General features: G+C 71.6%; 14 protein-coding genes and 1 pseudogene. 7 read left to right on the forward strand and 8 right to left on the reverse strand.

Features of this window, described 5'->3' with window-relative positions:
- Positions 1-76 precede the first annotated feature (76 nt).
- A complete protein-coding gene (locus ACWGIS_RS21035) occupies positions 77-1,390 on the reverse strand; it encodes an ABC transporter substrate-binding protein (protein ID WP_453363956.1) in 1,314 nt (437 codons plus the stop codon).
- A gap of 284 nt (positions 1,391-1,674) precedes the next feature.
- Here ACWGIS_RS21035 and ACWGIS_RS21040 point away from each other — a divergent pair, with 284 nt between their 5' ends.
- A complete protein-coding gene (locus ACWGIS_RS21040) occupies positions 1,675-2,691 on the forward strand; it encodes a LacI family DNA-binding transcriptional regulator (protein WP_453363957.1) in 1,017 nt (338 codons plus the stop codon).
- A gap of 459 nt (positions 2,692-3,150) precedes the next feature.
- On the opposite strand, the gene ACWGIS_RS21045 is transcribed toward ACWGIS_RS21040, so the two are convergent.
- From ACWGIS_RS21045 to ACWGIS_RS21065, 5 genes are all read right to left on the reverse strand, one after another.
- The gene (locus tag ACWGIS_RS21045; protein ID WP_453363958.1) at positions 3,151-3,618 is read right to left on the reverse strand and encodes a hypothetical protein; all 468 of its coding nucleotides are present in this window, start codon (positions 3,616-3,618) and stop codon (positions 3,151-3,153) included.
- A complete protein-coding gene (locus ACWGIS_RS21050) occupies positions 3,602-4,093 on the reverse strand; it encodes an RNA polymerase sigma factor (RefSeq protein WP_453363959.1) in 492 nt (163 codons plus the stop codon). Before ACWGIS_RS21050 ends, ACWGIS_RS21045 begins: the two co-directional genes overlap by 17 nt.
- A gap of 101 nt (positions 4,094-4,194) precedes the next feature.
- The gene (locus ACWGIS_RS21055; RefSeq protein WP_453364030.1) at positions 4,195-4,773 is read right to left on the reverse strand and encodes a class F sortase; all 579 of its coding nucleotides are present in this window, start codon (positions 4,771-4,773) and stop codon (positions 4,195-4,197) included.
- A 128-nt stretch (positions 4,774-4,901) separates the two neighbouring features.
- On the reverse strand, positions 4,902-5,258 hold the full coding sequence (locus ACWGIS_RS21060) for a sortase-dependent protein (RefSeq protein WP_453363960.1): 357 nt from the start codon (positions 5,256-5,258) through the stop codon (positions 4,902-4,904).
- A 248-nt stretch (positions 5,259-5,506) separates the two neighbouring features.
- Positions 5,507-6,076, reverse strand: coding sequence for a TetR/AcrR family transcriptional regulator (locus ACWGIS_RS21065; protein WP_453363961.1), 570 nt, complete (start codon positions 6,074-6,076; stop codon positions 5,507-5,509).
- Positions 6,077-6,150: 74 nt separating this feature from the next.
- On the opposite strand from ACWGIS_RS21065, the gene ACWGIS_RS21070 reads away from it, so the two are divergent.
- The gene (locus tag ACWGIS_RS21070; RefSeq protein ID WP_453363962.1) at positions 6,151-7,428 is read left to right on the forward strand and encodes an MFS transporter; all 1,278 of its coding nucleotides are present in this window, start codon (positions 6,151-6,153) and stop codon (positions 7,426-7,428) included.
- Between the two features lie 547 nt (positions 7,429-7,975).
- Positions 7,976-8,104, forward strand: a complete 129-nt coding sequence (locus tag ACWGIS_RS21075; RefSeq protein WP_453363963.1) for a hypothetical protein — start codon at positions 7,976-7,978, stop codon at positions 8,102-8,104.
- On the opposite strand, the pseudogene ACWGIS_RS21080 reads toward ACWGIS_RS21075, so the two are convergent.
- Positions 8,050-8,190, reverse strand: a pseudogene (locus ACWGIS_RS21080) (epoxide hydrolase N-terminal domain-containing protein); the annotation flags it as partial. The gene ACWGIS_RS21075 and the pseudogene ACWGIS_RS21080 sit on opposite strands and share 55 nt — an antisense overlap.
- Before the next feature lie 318 nt (positions 8,191-8,508).
- Between ACWGIS_RS21080 and ACWGIS_RS21085 the strand changes: the two are divergent.
- The 3 genes from ACWGIS_RS21085 (at position 8,509) to ACWGIS_RS21095 (ending at position 11,869) form a co-directional block, all read left to right on the forward strand.
- On the forward strand, positions 8,509-8,952 hold the full coding sequence (locus tag ACWGIS_RS21085) for a VOC family protein (RefSeq protein WP_453363964.1): 444 nt from the start codon (positions 8,509-8,511) through the stop codon (positions 8,950-8,952).
- A gap of 257 nt (positions 8,953-9,209) precedes the next feature.
- Positions 9,210-10,670, forward strand: a complete 1,461-nt coding sequence (locus ACWGIS_RS21090; RefSeq protein ID WP_453363965.1) for a dihydrolipoyl dehydrogenase family protein — start codon at positions 9,210-9,212, stop codon at positions 10,668-10,670.
- A gap of 461 nt (positions 10,671-11,131) precedes the next feature.
- Entirely contained in the window at positions 11,132-11,869 is a 738-nt protein-coding gene (locus tag ACWGIS_RS21095) for an SDR family oxidoreductase (RefSeq protein WP_453364031.1), read from the forward strand.
- Positions 11,870-12,007: 138 nt separating this feature from the next.
- Here the strand turns inward: ACWGIS_RS21095 and msrA are convergent, their stop codons facing one another.
- Entirely contained in the window at positions 12,008-12,520 is a 513-nt protein-coding gene (gene msrA / locus ACWGIS_RS21100; RefSeq protein ID WP_453363966.1) for a peptide-methionine (S)-S-oxide reductase MsrA, read from the reverse strand.
- Between the two features lie 499 nt (positions 12,521-13,019).
- On the opposite strand from msrA, the gene ACWGIS_RS21105 reads away from it, so the two are divergent.
- Complete coding sequence (locus ACWGIS_RS21105; protein ID WP_453363967.1) at positions 13,020-14,516, forward strand: hypothetical protein; 1,497 nt, start codon at positions 13,020-13,022, stop codon at positions 14,514-14,516.
- Positions 14,517-14,580 lie beyond the last annotated feature (64 nt).

Here is a 14,580-nt window from a genome sequence, read left to right on the forward strand (position 1 = left end):
GGCAGGGGCCCGGCGGCCCAGGCAGGCTGTGCGTGGGGCGCCGGGCGGCTCCGCGGGTGGGCAGCGGTGCCCGAGGTCAGCCGGCGGCCTTCTCGATGCGCCCGTCCGTGGTCTTCCACGCCTCGTTCGGGCTCTTGTTCTGCGCCTCGATCAGGGTCAGGCCCTGGGAGAAGATGTCCTTGATGGTGCCGTCCTTGCGGCCGAGCACCTGCTCGTCGGGGATCTCCTTGGCGGCGGCGCCGAAGATCTTGCCGATGGGCGCTCCGCTGAAGTAGTCGGACTTGGCGTCGACGACTTCGGGCATCCCGAGCGCGGTCTGCGACGAGGGGAAGTTGCCGATCTTCTTGAAGAGGTACGCCTGCTGTTCGGGGGCGGTGAGCCAGGCGACGAGTTCCTGGGCCTCCTTCTTGACGGGGCTCTTCTCCATCACGCCGAGGAAGGAGCCGCCCCAGTTGGCGCCCTGGGGAGCCTTGGCGACGTCCCACTTGCCCTTGTTCGCCGGTCCGGCCTTCTCGCTGATGTGCGCGAGCATCCAGGCGGGGCAGACCGTGGTGGCGAAGGTGCTGTTGGCCAGGCCGGGGTCCCAACCGGGCTGGAACTGGCGCAGTTTGGCCGTGAGGTCGGAGGTGGCGGCCTCGGAGGCCAGCTTCCAGGCGTCCTTCACGACAGGGTTGGACTTGTAGATCAACTCGCCCTTCTTGTCGTAGAACTGCTCGGAGTGGCCGTAGATCATGGCGTTGAACAGGCCGCTGGAGCTGTCCATGAAGGCGACCTTGCCGTCCTTGGACTTCTGCTTGAACCGCTTGCCCGCGGCGACGTACTTGGCCCAGTCGCCCTGCCACAGCTCGGCGACCTCGTCGCGGTCGGTGGGCAGGCCCGCCTGCTCGAACAGGTCCTTGCGGTAGCAGACCGCCATCGGGCCGATGTCGGTGCCGAGGCCGATGACCTTCTTGTCCGCGGTGGTGACCTGGCTCTGCTTCCACGGGAGGAAGTGGTCCGTGCCGGACACCTTGGACAGGTCGACGAACTTGTCCTTCTGCGTGTCGGACAGTTCCTTGGCCCGGCCGATCTCTATGCCCTGGATGTCCTTCAGGCCGCTGCCGGCGGCCAGGTGGGTCTGCAGCGCGGTGTAGTAGGTCTGCTCGTCACCCGCGACGTCGGCCTTGATGGTGACGTCGGGGTGCTCCTCCATGTACTTGTCGAGCAGGCCGGTCTCCTTGAAGCCCATGACGCCGAACAGCCCCATGGTGATGGTGACCTTGCCGTCCTTCTTCCCTCCGCCGGTCCCCCCGTTGTCACTGCCTCCGCAGCCCACGACCAGACCGAGAGCCGACACGACCGACACGGCGGCCACGACTCGTGTACGCAACTTCCTTCGGGCCTTGCCCATTTCGTCCTCCTAGCGGCGGCGCTGACGCACCGGAGTTCGAGCGCCACGGTCCGCTCCGTAGGCCCGGTTTGTCCGGGTGGGCACGTTCCCAAACGGCGATGGGAACGTGCCCACCCGGAGGCCCGAAGCGTGGCCGCCGTGAAAGGCTCCTGTCAAGAAGTTGAATCCAGTTCGTTGCGGAAAGATGTCGCGCAGGCGTCCTCGGCCTTTCGGGGTGCGCTCTCGGGGTCTGGCACAATGCGCAGGTGAAAGCCGTCGGGGCAGCGCGTCAGCGAGGAGGCGCCATGGGGGGCAGGCAACGCCCGACCATCAAGACCGTGGCCGCGCGCGCCGGTGTCGGACGCACCACGGTTTCACGAGTCATCAACGGCTCGGAGCTCGTCAGCGAGAAGGCCAGGGCCGCCGTGCTCGCCGCCATCGACGAACTGAAGTACGTGCCGAACTCGGTCGCCCGGGGGCTCGTGACGAGCCGGACGAACTCGGTGGCCCTGGTGATCCCGGAGTCGGAGAGCCGGCTGGGCTCCGAACCGTACTTCTCGGCGGTCATCCGCGGGGTCAGCACCGCCCTCGCGGAGACGCGGACGCAGCTCCAACTGGTGCTCGTGCGCGACCAGGCCGAGCGGGACCAGCTCACCGAGTCGGTGGCGGAACGGCGTGTCGACGGTGTGCTCCTGGTCTCCGTGCACGAGCACGATCCGCTGCCCGGGCTGCTGGAGGACATGGGGCTGCCCACGGTGCTGGCTGGGCGCCGCTCCCCCGCCGAGTCCCTCAGCCACGTGCACTCCGACAACGCGGGCGGAGCCGCCGCGGCCGTCGAGCACCTGCTCGCGCGAGGGCGGCGGACGATTGCGACGATCAGCGGCCCGCTCGACATGGACGTGGCGCGCAGCCGGCTTCAGGGATGGCGTGACGCGCTGGAGAAGGCGGGGCACGAGACCCCCGACCGGCTCGTGGCTCCTGCCGACTTCACCGAGGAGGGCGGCGAGGCGGCCATGCGTTCACTCCTTGAACAAGTCCCCGCTCTGGACGCGGTGTTCGTCGCCTCCGACGTCATGGCGGCGGGCGCCCTCGCCGAGCTGCGCAGGCAGGGGCGGCGCGTCCCCGACGACGTGGCGGTGGTGGGGTTCGACGACTCCATCATCGCCCGGCACACCAACCCGCCCCTGACGAGCGTGCGTCAGCCCGTCGAGGAGATAGGCGTCACGATCTCCCGCATCCTGCTGGAGGAGATCGGCGACCCCGAGGAACCGCGCCGGCACGTCGTCCTGCCCACCGAACTCGTGGTGCGCGAATCGTCGTGAGCGGGCCGGGCGCCGGTCCTTGCAGGGGTTCGGAGCAAGGAAGTTGGTTTCGGCGGGCGTCCGTTTCCGTTCGCGGCCAGGGGAGTTGAAGCGGCGGGCATACTGTCCTCCGCCGCGCCGGTGGCTTGGCTGACCCGCGTCCGCCGCGCCGGGCCATGGCTGATCCTCGCCCGCCGCGCCGGGTCGCCGCTCGTGCGGAGGCTCAACGCGGGCCGCGGTCCGTGAGTGCGGTCAGGGAAGTCGAGGCCGCGGGCATACTGTCCTCCGCCGCGCCGGTGCCTCGGCTGACCCTCGCCCACCGCGCCGAGCGCACGGTGTGCGCATGCTCAACGCGGGCCCGCGCTCCGTGGGTACGGCCGAGGAAATTGCGGCTGCGGGCACTCGGCTGACTCTCCTCCGCCACGCCGGGTGCCTCGGCTGACCCTCGCCTCCGCGCCACGGCCCCGCTCGTGCGCAGGCTCAGCGCGCGCCGCGCTCCGTGGGTGTGGCTCCCGTCCTGGCCGGCTCCCGCGACGGCTGGTCGGGGGAAGGTGTGGGTGTGGGTGCCGCGGACGGTGCGCGGGTGGGGACCGGGGCGCGGCGGCGGTCGCTCTCGCTGGGCGCGGGCCGGGACGGTTCCGGAGTCGCCTGCCGCGTAGGGACGGTCGAGGGGCTGCTCGCGGCAGGCGGGGCGAGAGGGACCGACGGCGAGGACGGCGCCTCGGACGCGGACATGGCCAGCGGGAGCGCGACGACGGCCGCGACGGCACACGACAGCCCGACTGCCATCGCGGCGCGGACCGCCTTGCGCCGGGACGCACCGCGGCGGATCGCCTCGTACCGGCCGGGCGGCGGGCTCAGATAGTCGGGGCCGGGGCGCAGCACGACTGCGAGGGGGTCGTCGAGTCCGAACTCCGGGTCCGGACCGTCGTCATGGTGTGCGATCAAGGTTCCTCCCCAGGTGGGCGCGGAGCAGTTCTCGGGCCGCGTGGAGGTCGGCCTTGACGGTTCCTTCCTTGCGTCCGGTCAGGGCGGACACCTCCCGGAGGGGCATGTCCGCGTAGTAGTGCAGCAGGATCGGGACGCGCAGGCGCTCCGGCAGTGACTGTACGAGCAGACGCACCGAGGGATCGGTCTGCTCGTCGTGCGGCCGGACGGCCGCCTCGGACGTGACGCGCCGCACGGCTCTGCGCTCGCGCTCCGTCCTGCGCCAGTGGTCGCGGACGAGGTTGGCCGCCGTCACGTAGAGGAAGCCCCGGGGTTCCTCCACGGCCGTCCAGCGTGCCCAGAGCCGGGTGAAGGCCTCCGAGGCGATCTCGTGGGCCGTCTCTTCGTCGTCGACCAGCCGGCGGCACCAGCCGGCCAGCCGTGGGTAGAGGGCAGCGAACAGCTCGGACGCTGCCGTGTCGCGGGACCGTTTCAACGCTCTCCATGGTCGTGGCCGCACAGGTCGTGGGCTCGGGCTGAGGGGGAGGATCCCGGGCGGCCGGCGGGGTTCCGTCCGCCCGGGATCCGGTGGGAGGGTCAGGGAGCCGCCGCCTTCAGCCGGGCGAAGACGATCACGTTGTCACGGTAGCCCTCGTCGGTACGGGGGCCGCCGCAGGTGATGAGCCGCAGCTCGGGGTGGTTCACGTCCCCGTAGACGGCGTCCGAGGGGAAACGGTCCTTGGCGACCGTCCGGACGGAGGTCACGGAGAAGGCCGCCGCCGTGCCGTTCGCCAGACTCGCGGTGACGGTGTCGCCGGGGCGCAGCCGGTCCAGGCGGCGGAACACCCCGTCCCCGTAGGCGCCGACGGTGACATGGCCGAGGATCACGGACGGCCCGACCTGTCCCGGCGCGGGCGAGTGCTCGTACCAGCCCGCTCGGTCGTGTGCCGTCACGGGCGGCACCTGCAAGCTGCCGTCCTCGGCCAACCCGAGCCGTATCAGCGGGGTGTCCACCGAGAGGGCGGGGATCCGCAGCCGCACAGGAACCGAACTTCCGCGCCGCTGGGGTGCCTTCGCCTTCGTGCCGGCATTCGAGGGTGCAAGTCCGTTCCCCGTTGCGGCTGTTGGGGACCGGCCGTCACCGGTGCCACCGCAGCCGGACAGCAGTAAGCCCAGTGCAGCGGCCGTGACGGTCCGCCTGGGAGGCGTGCCGACAGCTGCGAGCCGGGCGGGTACGGCATGGCCAACAGCCCCCGCGGGTCGGCCGGGTACGGCACCAGTGATCGCCTGCCGGGCAGGCGACGTCACGACCCGGTGGTCCGTCGCCGACGGACGACGAACGCCACCCCGCCGCCCAGGGCGACCGCTGCGGCGGCGCCTCCGATGGCCGCTCCCCCGTCCGTGCTCTGCCCCGCCGTGGGTGCCACACCGGTGTCGGGAGCCCCGCTGGGAACGCGGCTGACCTGGCCCGGAGCGGGCGCCCGAGTGGGCGCCTCGGTGGGAGCCGCGGTGCTCGGGGTGGGCGTCGCGGCGGCGGTCGGGCGCTCCGAGGGGGCGGCGGGGGTCGGCCTCGGCGTCGACTCGTCGGCGAACGCCGGTACGGCGCCCGCCAGTACGGCGGTGCACGCGAGTGTCATGGCCCCAGAAACGGTACGGCGCATGGGTCGCTCTCCTCTTTCCGTCCGTCCGCCGCGGGTTTCCGGCGGACGGGGTGACAGGTCGAGCGCAGAGACGACACAGCGACGGACGAGGTTGTAAAGAGCGGGCAAAGTTCCTTCTCGGTGGCGGACTCTCCCCGATTCGCACGGCGGCACCGCGAGCATCCGCACATGCCCCGGCACGTGGCCGTCGCTTCCCGGTCCTGGTCACCGGGCACCGGCGCACCCGGCGCCGGTGAGGTCCGGCTCGCTCAGGCCAGTGCCCGGGACGCCGCCAGAAACGTCGTGACGAGACCGCGCGCCCAGTCGCCGGAGGCGGGCTGTGTGCTGAAGATCGCTCGGTAGTACAGCGGGCCGAGGAGGAAGTCGACGGCGCTCTCCACCGTGGGCGCCTCACCGCCCCGGGAGCGCTCGCGTTCGATGATGGCCCTCAGCTGCTCGTGCCGGTCCGCCGTGCAGGCGCACCCGCCTTCGGGCCCCGAGCCGATGGTGGCGCGCATCAGGGCGAGCGTGTCCGGATCGGCGAGGTCGGTCGCGACGTCCGCCATCCACCGTTCCAGGTCGCCGGCCAGCGAACCCGAGTCGGGCACGACGACGTCACCGCTGAACCGGCTGGTGGCCACGTCGTTCAGCAGCTGGGCGGCCGATCCCCAGCGGCGGTAGACGGTCGTGGGGTGGACGCCCGCGCGGGCGGCGACGGCGGGGATCGTCAGCGCCTCGGCGGGTCCGTCCGCCAGAAGATCCTCGACGGCGCGATGCACGGCCGCCCGCACCTTCGCGGAGCGGCCACCGGGACGTACCTGAGCTGAAGCGTCAACCATGACGGAATTATCGCACTGATCGTTGCGTTAGTGCTAGCGTCTTAACGCACCGATCACTGCGTTTGGAGAGAATCGTGCCCGCCTCCGCCCTGCCCAATCAGCGCATGTCCCCGCCGGTCACCACGTCACCGCCAGGTCGCCGCCGGCGCGAGCTGGGGCGGCCGATGGCGTTCGTCGCCCTGGCCGTCGTGTTCGTGCTCTTCATGGCCGCGTCCAGCGCGCCCTCCCCGCTCTACGTCGTCTACCAGCAGGAATGGAGCTTCTCGGCGACCGTCCTCACCACGGTCTTCGCGGTCTACGTCCTCGGGATGATCGCCGCTCTGCTGGTGCTCGGCGCCTTGTCCGACCACCTCGGCCGACGGCCCGTCCTACTGTCCGCGCTGGCGCTCGAAGCGGTGGCGATGGCCCTGTTCCTCACCGCGGACGACATCACGCTGCTGCTGGTCGCGCGGCTGGTCCAGGGCATAGCCACCGGCGCCGCCATGACCGCCCTCGGCGCGGCCCTGGTCGACCTCAACCCCGCACACGCGCCCCACCGGGCCGGTGTCATCTCGGGTGCGGCGCCCACGTTCGGGCTCGGACTGGGCGCGCTGGGTTCCGGTTTCCTCGTGGAGTACGGACCGCACCCCACCCGTCTGGTGTACCTGCTGCTGCTGGCCGCCGTGCTGGTCGCCGGCGCCGTCCTCCTGGCGCTGCCGGAGACGTCGCTGAAGCGCCCGGGCGCCGCCCGTTCGCTCCAGCCGCGCCTGCGCGTCGCTCCGCACCTGCGGGCCGACCTGTTGGGGCTGGTGCCGATCCTCGTCGCGAGCTGGGCGCTCGGCGGTCTCTACCTCTCGCTCGGCCCGTCGGTCGCGGTCGGCCTGTTCGGCCTCTCCAGCCACGTCGTCGGTGGCCTGGTGGTCACCCTGCTCACGGTGCCGGCCTCCCTCACCGCGTTCGCCCTGCGCGGCTGGCCCACCCCGCGCACCCTGACGCTCGGCGCGAGCCTTTTGCTGGCCGGCACGGTCGTCGCCCTGGTCGGGGTCGAGGAGAACTCCCTGGTCACCGCGGCGCTCGGGACCGTCATCGCCGGAGTGGGCTTCGGGGGCTCGGCCCTCGCCAGCTTCGGCACCCTGGCCCGCATCGCCGCCCCGTCCGAACGCGGCGAACTGCTCTCCGTGGCCTTCGTCATCTCCTACGTGTCCTTCAGCGTGCCCGCCGTGATCGCCGGCATCGCCGCCACCCACACGGGACTGCACGAGACGGCCGTCGTCTACGCCGCCACGGTGGCACTCCTCTCCGCCCTCGCCCTGCTCGCCCAGTGGCTGCGCTCCGGCCGCACTCCCGGACGGGCGACCAGCCCGCAGACGTGAGGAGTCCGTGCGGGGCGGTGGCCGCCGCCCCGGACGGCGGCCTAACGCAGTGACCTGAAAGCGGTGCGGATCTCCCGGGACAGCAGCTGCCACCGGGGAGTCGGCGAGGGCGTAACCGATCGTCTGCGCGCTCTGGTTCATCATCGCCGCGTAGCCGAAGCCGTCACGGTAGAAGTGCAGCAGCCGCTCGTAGGCGGCCTTCTCGCGCGCGGACAGGGCGTGCGGCGCCGGGTCGAAGTTGCGCAGGTGGCGCAGGACGTCCGGCGGCACCGTCCCGGGCATGTTGATGTGGATGCCCAGCAGGCCCTCCGGGCGCTGCACCGCGAGCAGTTCCGAGATGATCGCACCCCAGTCGCCGCCTTGGGACACGTACCGCTGATAGCCGAGGCGGCCCATGAGCCGGTGGAAGGCGGTCGCCACCCGGACCGGGTTCCAGCCGGTCGCCGTCGGCTTGCCGTAGAAGCCGTAGCCGGGCAGCGTCGGAAGAACGAGATGGAACGCGTCCTCGGCCCGCCCGCCGTGTGCGGTCGGGTCGGTCAGCGGTCCGATGACCTTCAGCAGTTCGATGATCGAGCCCGGCCAGCCGTGTGTCATGAGCAGCGGCATGGCGTCGGCGTGGGACGAGCGGATGTGCGCGAACTGGATGTCCAGTCCGTCGATCTCGGTGATGAACTGAGGCAGCGCGTTGAGCCGCGTCTCCACCTTGCGCCAGTCGTAGCCACTGCCCCAGTACTCCACCAGGGGCCTCAGCCGGGCAGTCACCAGTCAAGCCGGTGACAACCCGTGCCGACCGGCGCTCACCCGGAGCGGGCAACGCGCACTCGAATCACTCTCGTCGGCAGGCGGTCACATGGAGCGGATGGGGCCAACTGGCGCCGCACCTGCGCCCGTCCGGCTCTTGGCGCCGACCCATCGGGGGCCGATCCGAAGCGGCCACCCTCGCGTCAGGCAGACCACCCAATCGGGACACACCCTTTTCGTCACCAGCTTGACCGGTGACAGCAGAATGGGAAAGGATTTCACCTGTCGAACCGGTGACGCGCTCGGTGCGTGTCCTTTGTCGTGGAAGTGAAGGCAACTATGGAACTCAAGCTCGAAGTCATCGTGCTGCCCGTCTCGGACGTCGATGCGGCCAAGGCCTTCTACGAGAAGGCCGGGTTCCGTCTGGACGTGGATCACGTCGCCGATGACACCTACCGGGTGGTCCACCTGACTCCGCCCGGGTCGCAGTGCTCCATCCTCTTCGGCACCGGTGTCACGACCGCCGCGCCGGGTTCCGTACAGGGCCTGCACCTCGTCGTCTCCGACATCGAGGCCGCTCACGCGGAGCTCGTGGAGCGGGGGGTCGAGGTGGGCGGGATCTTCCATGACGCGGGCGGGGTGTTCCACCGCGGCACGGAAGAGGGCAGGGTCGGCGGACCGCAGCCCCAGCGCGCCAGCTACGGCTCCTTCGCGGCCTTCAGCGACCCGGACGGCAACGGATGGGTTCTGCAGGAGGTCACGACCCGGCTCCCCGGCCGGTGACGGCCCCTCCGTAGGGACAGCTGGGAACACCGCTCCGGGCCGGCCGCCGTCGAGACGGCCCGGACCTCGCGGCGGATTTCCCCCTACGGCCGCCCGGAGCCCTGGCGGCCGGTCCGGCCTCCACCAGGCGCTGACCGGTCCCCTGGAGGAACATGGCAGGAGGACTGCGCCGACTCCGGGCACGTGCGGGTCGCGCAGTGCCTTCCACAGTGAGCGCCGCGCCGGGGCCGCGATCCGGATGAGGGACTGGAGCAAGCATGGACAGCACTTCTCGTGCCTACGACGTGGTGGTTCTGGGCGCAGGTCCGGCCGGCGAGAACCTGGCCGAGCGCACCAGAGCGGCCGGACTCTCCTCGGTGATCGTGGAGAACGAACTGCTCGGGGGCGAGTGCTCGTTCTGGGCGTGCGAACCGAGCAAGGCGCTGCTGCGCCCGGTGGTGGCGCGCGCCGACGCCCGTCGGGTCCCGGGGCTGAGGGCGGCGGTGCAAGGCCCGCTGGACGTCCCCGCGGTGCTCGCCTACCGGGACAAGATGTCCGCCTTCTGGCACGACGAGGACCAGGTCGACTGGCTCGATTCGGTGTCCGTGGACCTGGTGCGGGGCTACGGGCGGCTGGACGGCCCGAAGCAGGTCGTCGTGGAGACGCCGGAGGGCGACACCGTGCGCCTGACGGCACGGCAAGCCGTCGGCGTCTGCACCGGGACGATCACCGCCTTCCCCGATCTGCCCGGGCTCGCGGAGGCCCGCCCCTGGACGAACCGGGATGCCACGGCCGCCCGGGACGTACCGGACCGCCTCGTCGTCGTCGGCGGCGGGGTGGTGGCCGTCGAGATGGCCACGGCGTACCAGGCGTTCGGGTCGCGGGTGACGATGCTGGTGCGGGGCGGCAAGGGGCTGCTCAACCGCATGGAGCCCTTCGCCGGGGAGATGGTGGCGGACTCCCTGCGCGCCGCGGGCGTGGATCTTCGCTTCGACACCTCGGTGACGGGCGTCGTCCGCGAGAACGGCGACGACGGCCCCGTGCGGGTGACCCTGTCCGGCGGCGGGACACTGGAGGCGGACGAGATCCTCTTCGCGACCGGCCGCGCGCCGCACACCGCGGACATCGGCCTGGAGACGGTCGGACTGACCCCGGGCGACTGGTTGACCGTGGACGACTCCTACCGCGTGACAGAGGTCGCCGACGGGTGGCTCTACGCGGTCGGCGACGTCAACCACCGCGCCCTGATGACCCACCAGGGCAAGTACCAGGCGCGCATCGCCGGTGCGGTGATCGGGGCGCGTGCCAAGGGCGAGCCTCTGGACGACGGCAGGTGGGGAGCGCACGCCTCGACGGCCGACAGCGCCGCCGTGCCCCAAGTGGTGTTCTGCGAGCCGGAGGTGACCAGCGTCGGCCTGACGACGCAGGAGGCCGAGCGCACCGGGCGCCGCGTCGACGTCGTGGACTACGAGATCGGCAAGGTCGCCGGCGCGTTGCAGTACGCCGAGGGCTACCGGGGCAGAGCACGCGTGCTCATCGACCCCGACCTCAGGACCGTCGTCGGAGTGACCTTCGTGGGCCCCGGGACGCAGGAACTGCTGTACTCGGCGACCGTAGCGATCGCCAGTGAGGTACCGGTGGACCGGCTGTGGCACGCCGTACCCGCGTTCCCCACGATCAGCGAGGTCTGGTTGCGCGTCCTGGAGAGCTACCGCGACAGCCGCGCCGGCCAGGCATGACACGGTCCGCGTTGCGAGCACCGTGACACCGGAGCGGCAAACGGTGCTCCCCGCAGGCGGAGCGGTCCGGGTGCTGCCCTGCTCCGGTGGTGAGCGACATCCCGGAGGGGTACGTTGGTGAGCGCTCGTACAGGCGCACTGCGCGCCGGTACCACGGGCGGTCGCACACACGACGGCTCGACGCGAGAACGCGGGCGCCGGCGCGACGCGGAGCGCAAGCGGACCTCTGCGGCCTCCGAAGTCGCTGGTGTGTACCGGAGTTGCCTGCACTGGGGCGCGCACGTGAGGACGACATCGCTCTCGGGGCGGCGGTCCTGTCCGGCTCGGGCCGACCCCATGCGGTGCGCTGCCGGACGGGCCGGTGGGTGGGACCACCAACCACGTGTGCCGCACCGGCAGTCGACCCGGAGTGCGAGGTGCCCGCCGCTCGTCCCCGGCCCCTTACTCACCGGAGGCACATGATGGGCCAGCAGAACCAGGGCCGTGACTTGGCCGACCAGACCGTCGTGGTGATCGGTGCGAGTTCCGGGATGGGGCTGGCGACCGCGCGTCGCGTACGTGCGGAGGGCGGTCAGGTGGTGATGGTCGGCCGCGACCCGCGGCGACTGGAGCAGGCGGCCGCCGAGATCCAGCCGTTGAGCACCGCGACCTTCGACGCCACCGACCCCGACCAGGTGCAGCGGTTCTTCCAGGACCTGCCCCACCCGGTCGACCACGTCCTGTCCACGGCGGGCACGCCGTCCTACGCCCCCCTGGCCGACCTGGACCTCCCCGAGACCAGCCGGCACTTCGGCGAACGGCTCGCCATGACCCTCGCCATCGGCAAGTACAGCCAGGGCAGGGTCCGGGCGGGAGGAACGCTGCTGTTCATCGGGGGTACCGGTGGCCGGCGCCCCGGCAGGGGCCTGTCCGTCATCTCCGCGCTCACGGCGGCGCTGCCCGCACTCACCGCCAACCTGGCACTCGAACTGGCGCCCATCCGCGTCAACCTCATCGCCGCCGGATTCGTCGACACGGCCTTGTCCGCCTCGCTCCTGGGCGACCAACTCGACGCCAGACGCGAGGAACTGCGCACGACCCTGCCCATCCGGCGAGTCGTCGGCCCGGAGGACATCGCGGCGCTGGCCGTGCACCTCATGCTCAACGAGGCCCTGACCGGAGCCACCTACGACATCGACGGCGGCCAGCAGTTGCTGTGACGCCGCGCCTTGGGGCCGCCGTTCCGTATCGCCACGGCCCGCCCGCCCCCGGCCGTGACCGCACTCGACCGGCGGCGGGCACAAGACCGCCCCGCGGTTCCGGGGAACCGCGGGGCAGGTGGCCGTCAGCCGGGCGGATCAGCTCGCGGCGCGCTTCGGCAGGCGCCAGTTGGGCCGCGGGAAGTGGCAGGTGTAGCCGTCGGGGTACCGCTGGAGGTAGTCCTGGTGCTCCGGCTCGGCGTCCCAGAAGTCACCGGCGGGCACCACCTCGGTCACCACCTTGCCGGGCCACAGCCCCGAGGCGTCGACGTCGGCGATGGTGTCCTCGGCGACGCGCCGCTGCTCCTCGTCGAGGTAGAAGATGGCCGAACGGTAGTCGGCGCCGATGTCGTTCCCCTGCCGGTTCTTCGTCGTCGGGTCGTGGATCTGGAAGAAGTACTCCAGGATGTTGCGGTAGTCCGTCTTCGCCGGATCGAAGGTGATCTCGATGGACTCCGCGTGCCCGGCGTGGTTGCGGTACGTGGCGTTCGGGAGGTCGCCGCCGCTGTATCCGACGCGGGTGTCGAGGACACCCGGGAGTGACCGGATCAGCTCCTGCATGCCCCAGAAGCAGCCGCCTGCCAGCAGGGCCCGCTGCGCTTCGTTACTCATGGTCCGTCTCCTTCTTCGTCGGTGCACACGGCCGGCGACACGCCCTGGTACATCCGCACGCCCTCAGGGCGCACTGTAGTACCGGCCTGCACTGATGCCGCAGCCAATCGAACACCGCGGGAGGGCCGGTCATTCCCCGGACGGGGTCGGCCAGGGGGCCGGCGCGCCCTGGGACCGGGGCCCGAGCGCGGACGCCGAGCGTGATCGAGGCGTACGTGCCGTGGGAGGGCAGGGACACGGGACGATCGCCGGTTCCCATGACTGTCAGTTGCTCTCTCCACGCCTCACGTCACCGCTCCGAAGGGTGACGAATGTCACTGTCCGTGCACCCGATGCGGCCGTCGCAGCTGCCCGACCGGATTGACGAGGCAGTGCGGGCGGAGGTGCGGCAGCCGCCAATAGGGGCATGACAGACCATCATCGGCGTGGTTACGATGCGGGCGATGAAGAACTTCACCTCTTTCGGATTGGGGGACTCTTTCGTGACCGGTGAGTGCTGATGGCACTTCACTTCACGAACGAGATTCCGCCCCACCTGCTGATGTGGCAGCGCGTACGGGAGTACGCCGTGCCACCGTCCATGATCGAGAACGCGACCGCGCGGCGTGCGGTCGGTGACTGGGCGGGGGCCTGCGCGGCCGCCCGTGTCTACGTCGATCTCGATCTGCGCGCCGTACGCCGTCGTCACGGCACCGGTATCGTCACCCTGCTCCGGGCGGACCTGCGTCGACTGGCGCCGGATCTGCTCCGCTGGCACATGCCCCGCATCGCCCCCGACGGCCGGCTGCGTCCAGGCCTCACCATCTCCCTCGCCCGTTACGGGAGTTCGGGCGGGTCGCCGCTGCACCTGGTGGTGCGGACACCGCCCGCCCGGGCGGACGCCGGACAGCACATGTCCCTGGCGTTGTGGGACGGCTCGGGCAACGGCATTCCGGGGCAGCACCCCCATCCGCATCCCGACCGCCGTTTCCGGCTCGACCTGCACCGGCATCTCTGGGATGCCGAACGGAGCCACGAACTGGCATCGCGGTGCGGGTCGGGAGCACCGCACTCCCTGCCGGCAGTCGTCCGGCATCCTGTGCCGGCCCGGCCGCTCCGGCCGGACGGACCGGAAGGCAACACCGGCCACGACTCCTTCTGGGCGGTTGGGAGTTGGGCGGCGGAGGCGGAGTTGCTGTTGCACGCCGACGGGCTTCCTCGCGGAGCCTTCACCGTACGGCTCGGCGCGCGGCGGCATGCCGTACTCGAACTCGTCGCGCCCGACGACAGCCATGTCCCGACGCTCCGGCGCCTTCCCGAGGACACGCTGCCGTCCCAGGTGACCGCCGCACTGCCGGTCCTGCCCGAAGCGGCGGCCCGGGTCCTGCCGGACCTGGAACTGCTCCGCTCGGGGCTCGTCCCGGTGGCCGGACTGCACCCTCTCGTGAGCGCGGCGCTGGCGGCCTCCGGGTCGGCACCGGCTGACACGGCCGCCCAGGGAACCCGTGATCCGCACCGCGTGCAGTGCCGGGGTGAGAGCCACCACATCGCTCTCAGGGACGGGGTGCTGACAGCCGTCGACCACGATCCCGGTCAACTGCGGCGCGAGGAACTGCTCGTGGCGCTCGGCGGCCCTCCCTTGCCCTGCCTCCGGGCGATCGACGCGGTGCACCGTGATCCGGAGGCACTGCCCGCCGTCCGGGAACGGCTGCGGCACGGCGACATCACCGGCGCCTTGGCCGTGGTCGAGGGGCTGCTCGGGCCCGCGGCGGTCCTGCGCGACGGACCGCTGCGGACCGAACTGGAGTCGGCCATGGCCCGCCGCGTCGACCACGGGCTCTTCCGCTCAGGACTGCTCGACGTACACCCCGGCGCCCCTGCCGCGGAGTCCGGGAGCGTGCCGGACGCGGGAGGAGCGACGGCCGGCCACCGGCCCCGCCTCACCCGCCATACACCGACCGCGGTGCGCAGGAAGCTGACCCGCCGCAGCAGGCCCCGGACCGGCCTGGCGTCCTGACCGGTCCTCTCCAAGTTCCTCTGCGCAAGCACGCGTTCGGCTGTTCGCGCGCCCTCATGTCCTT

Source organism: Streptomyces sp. NPDC054842 (genome assembly GCF_053611025.1).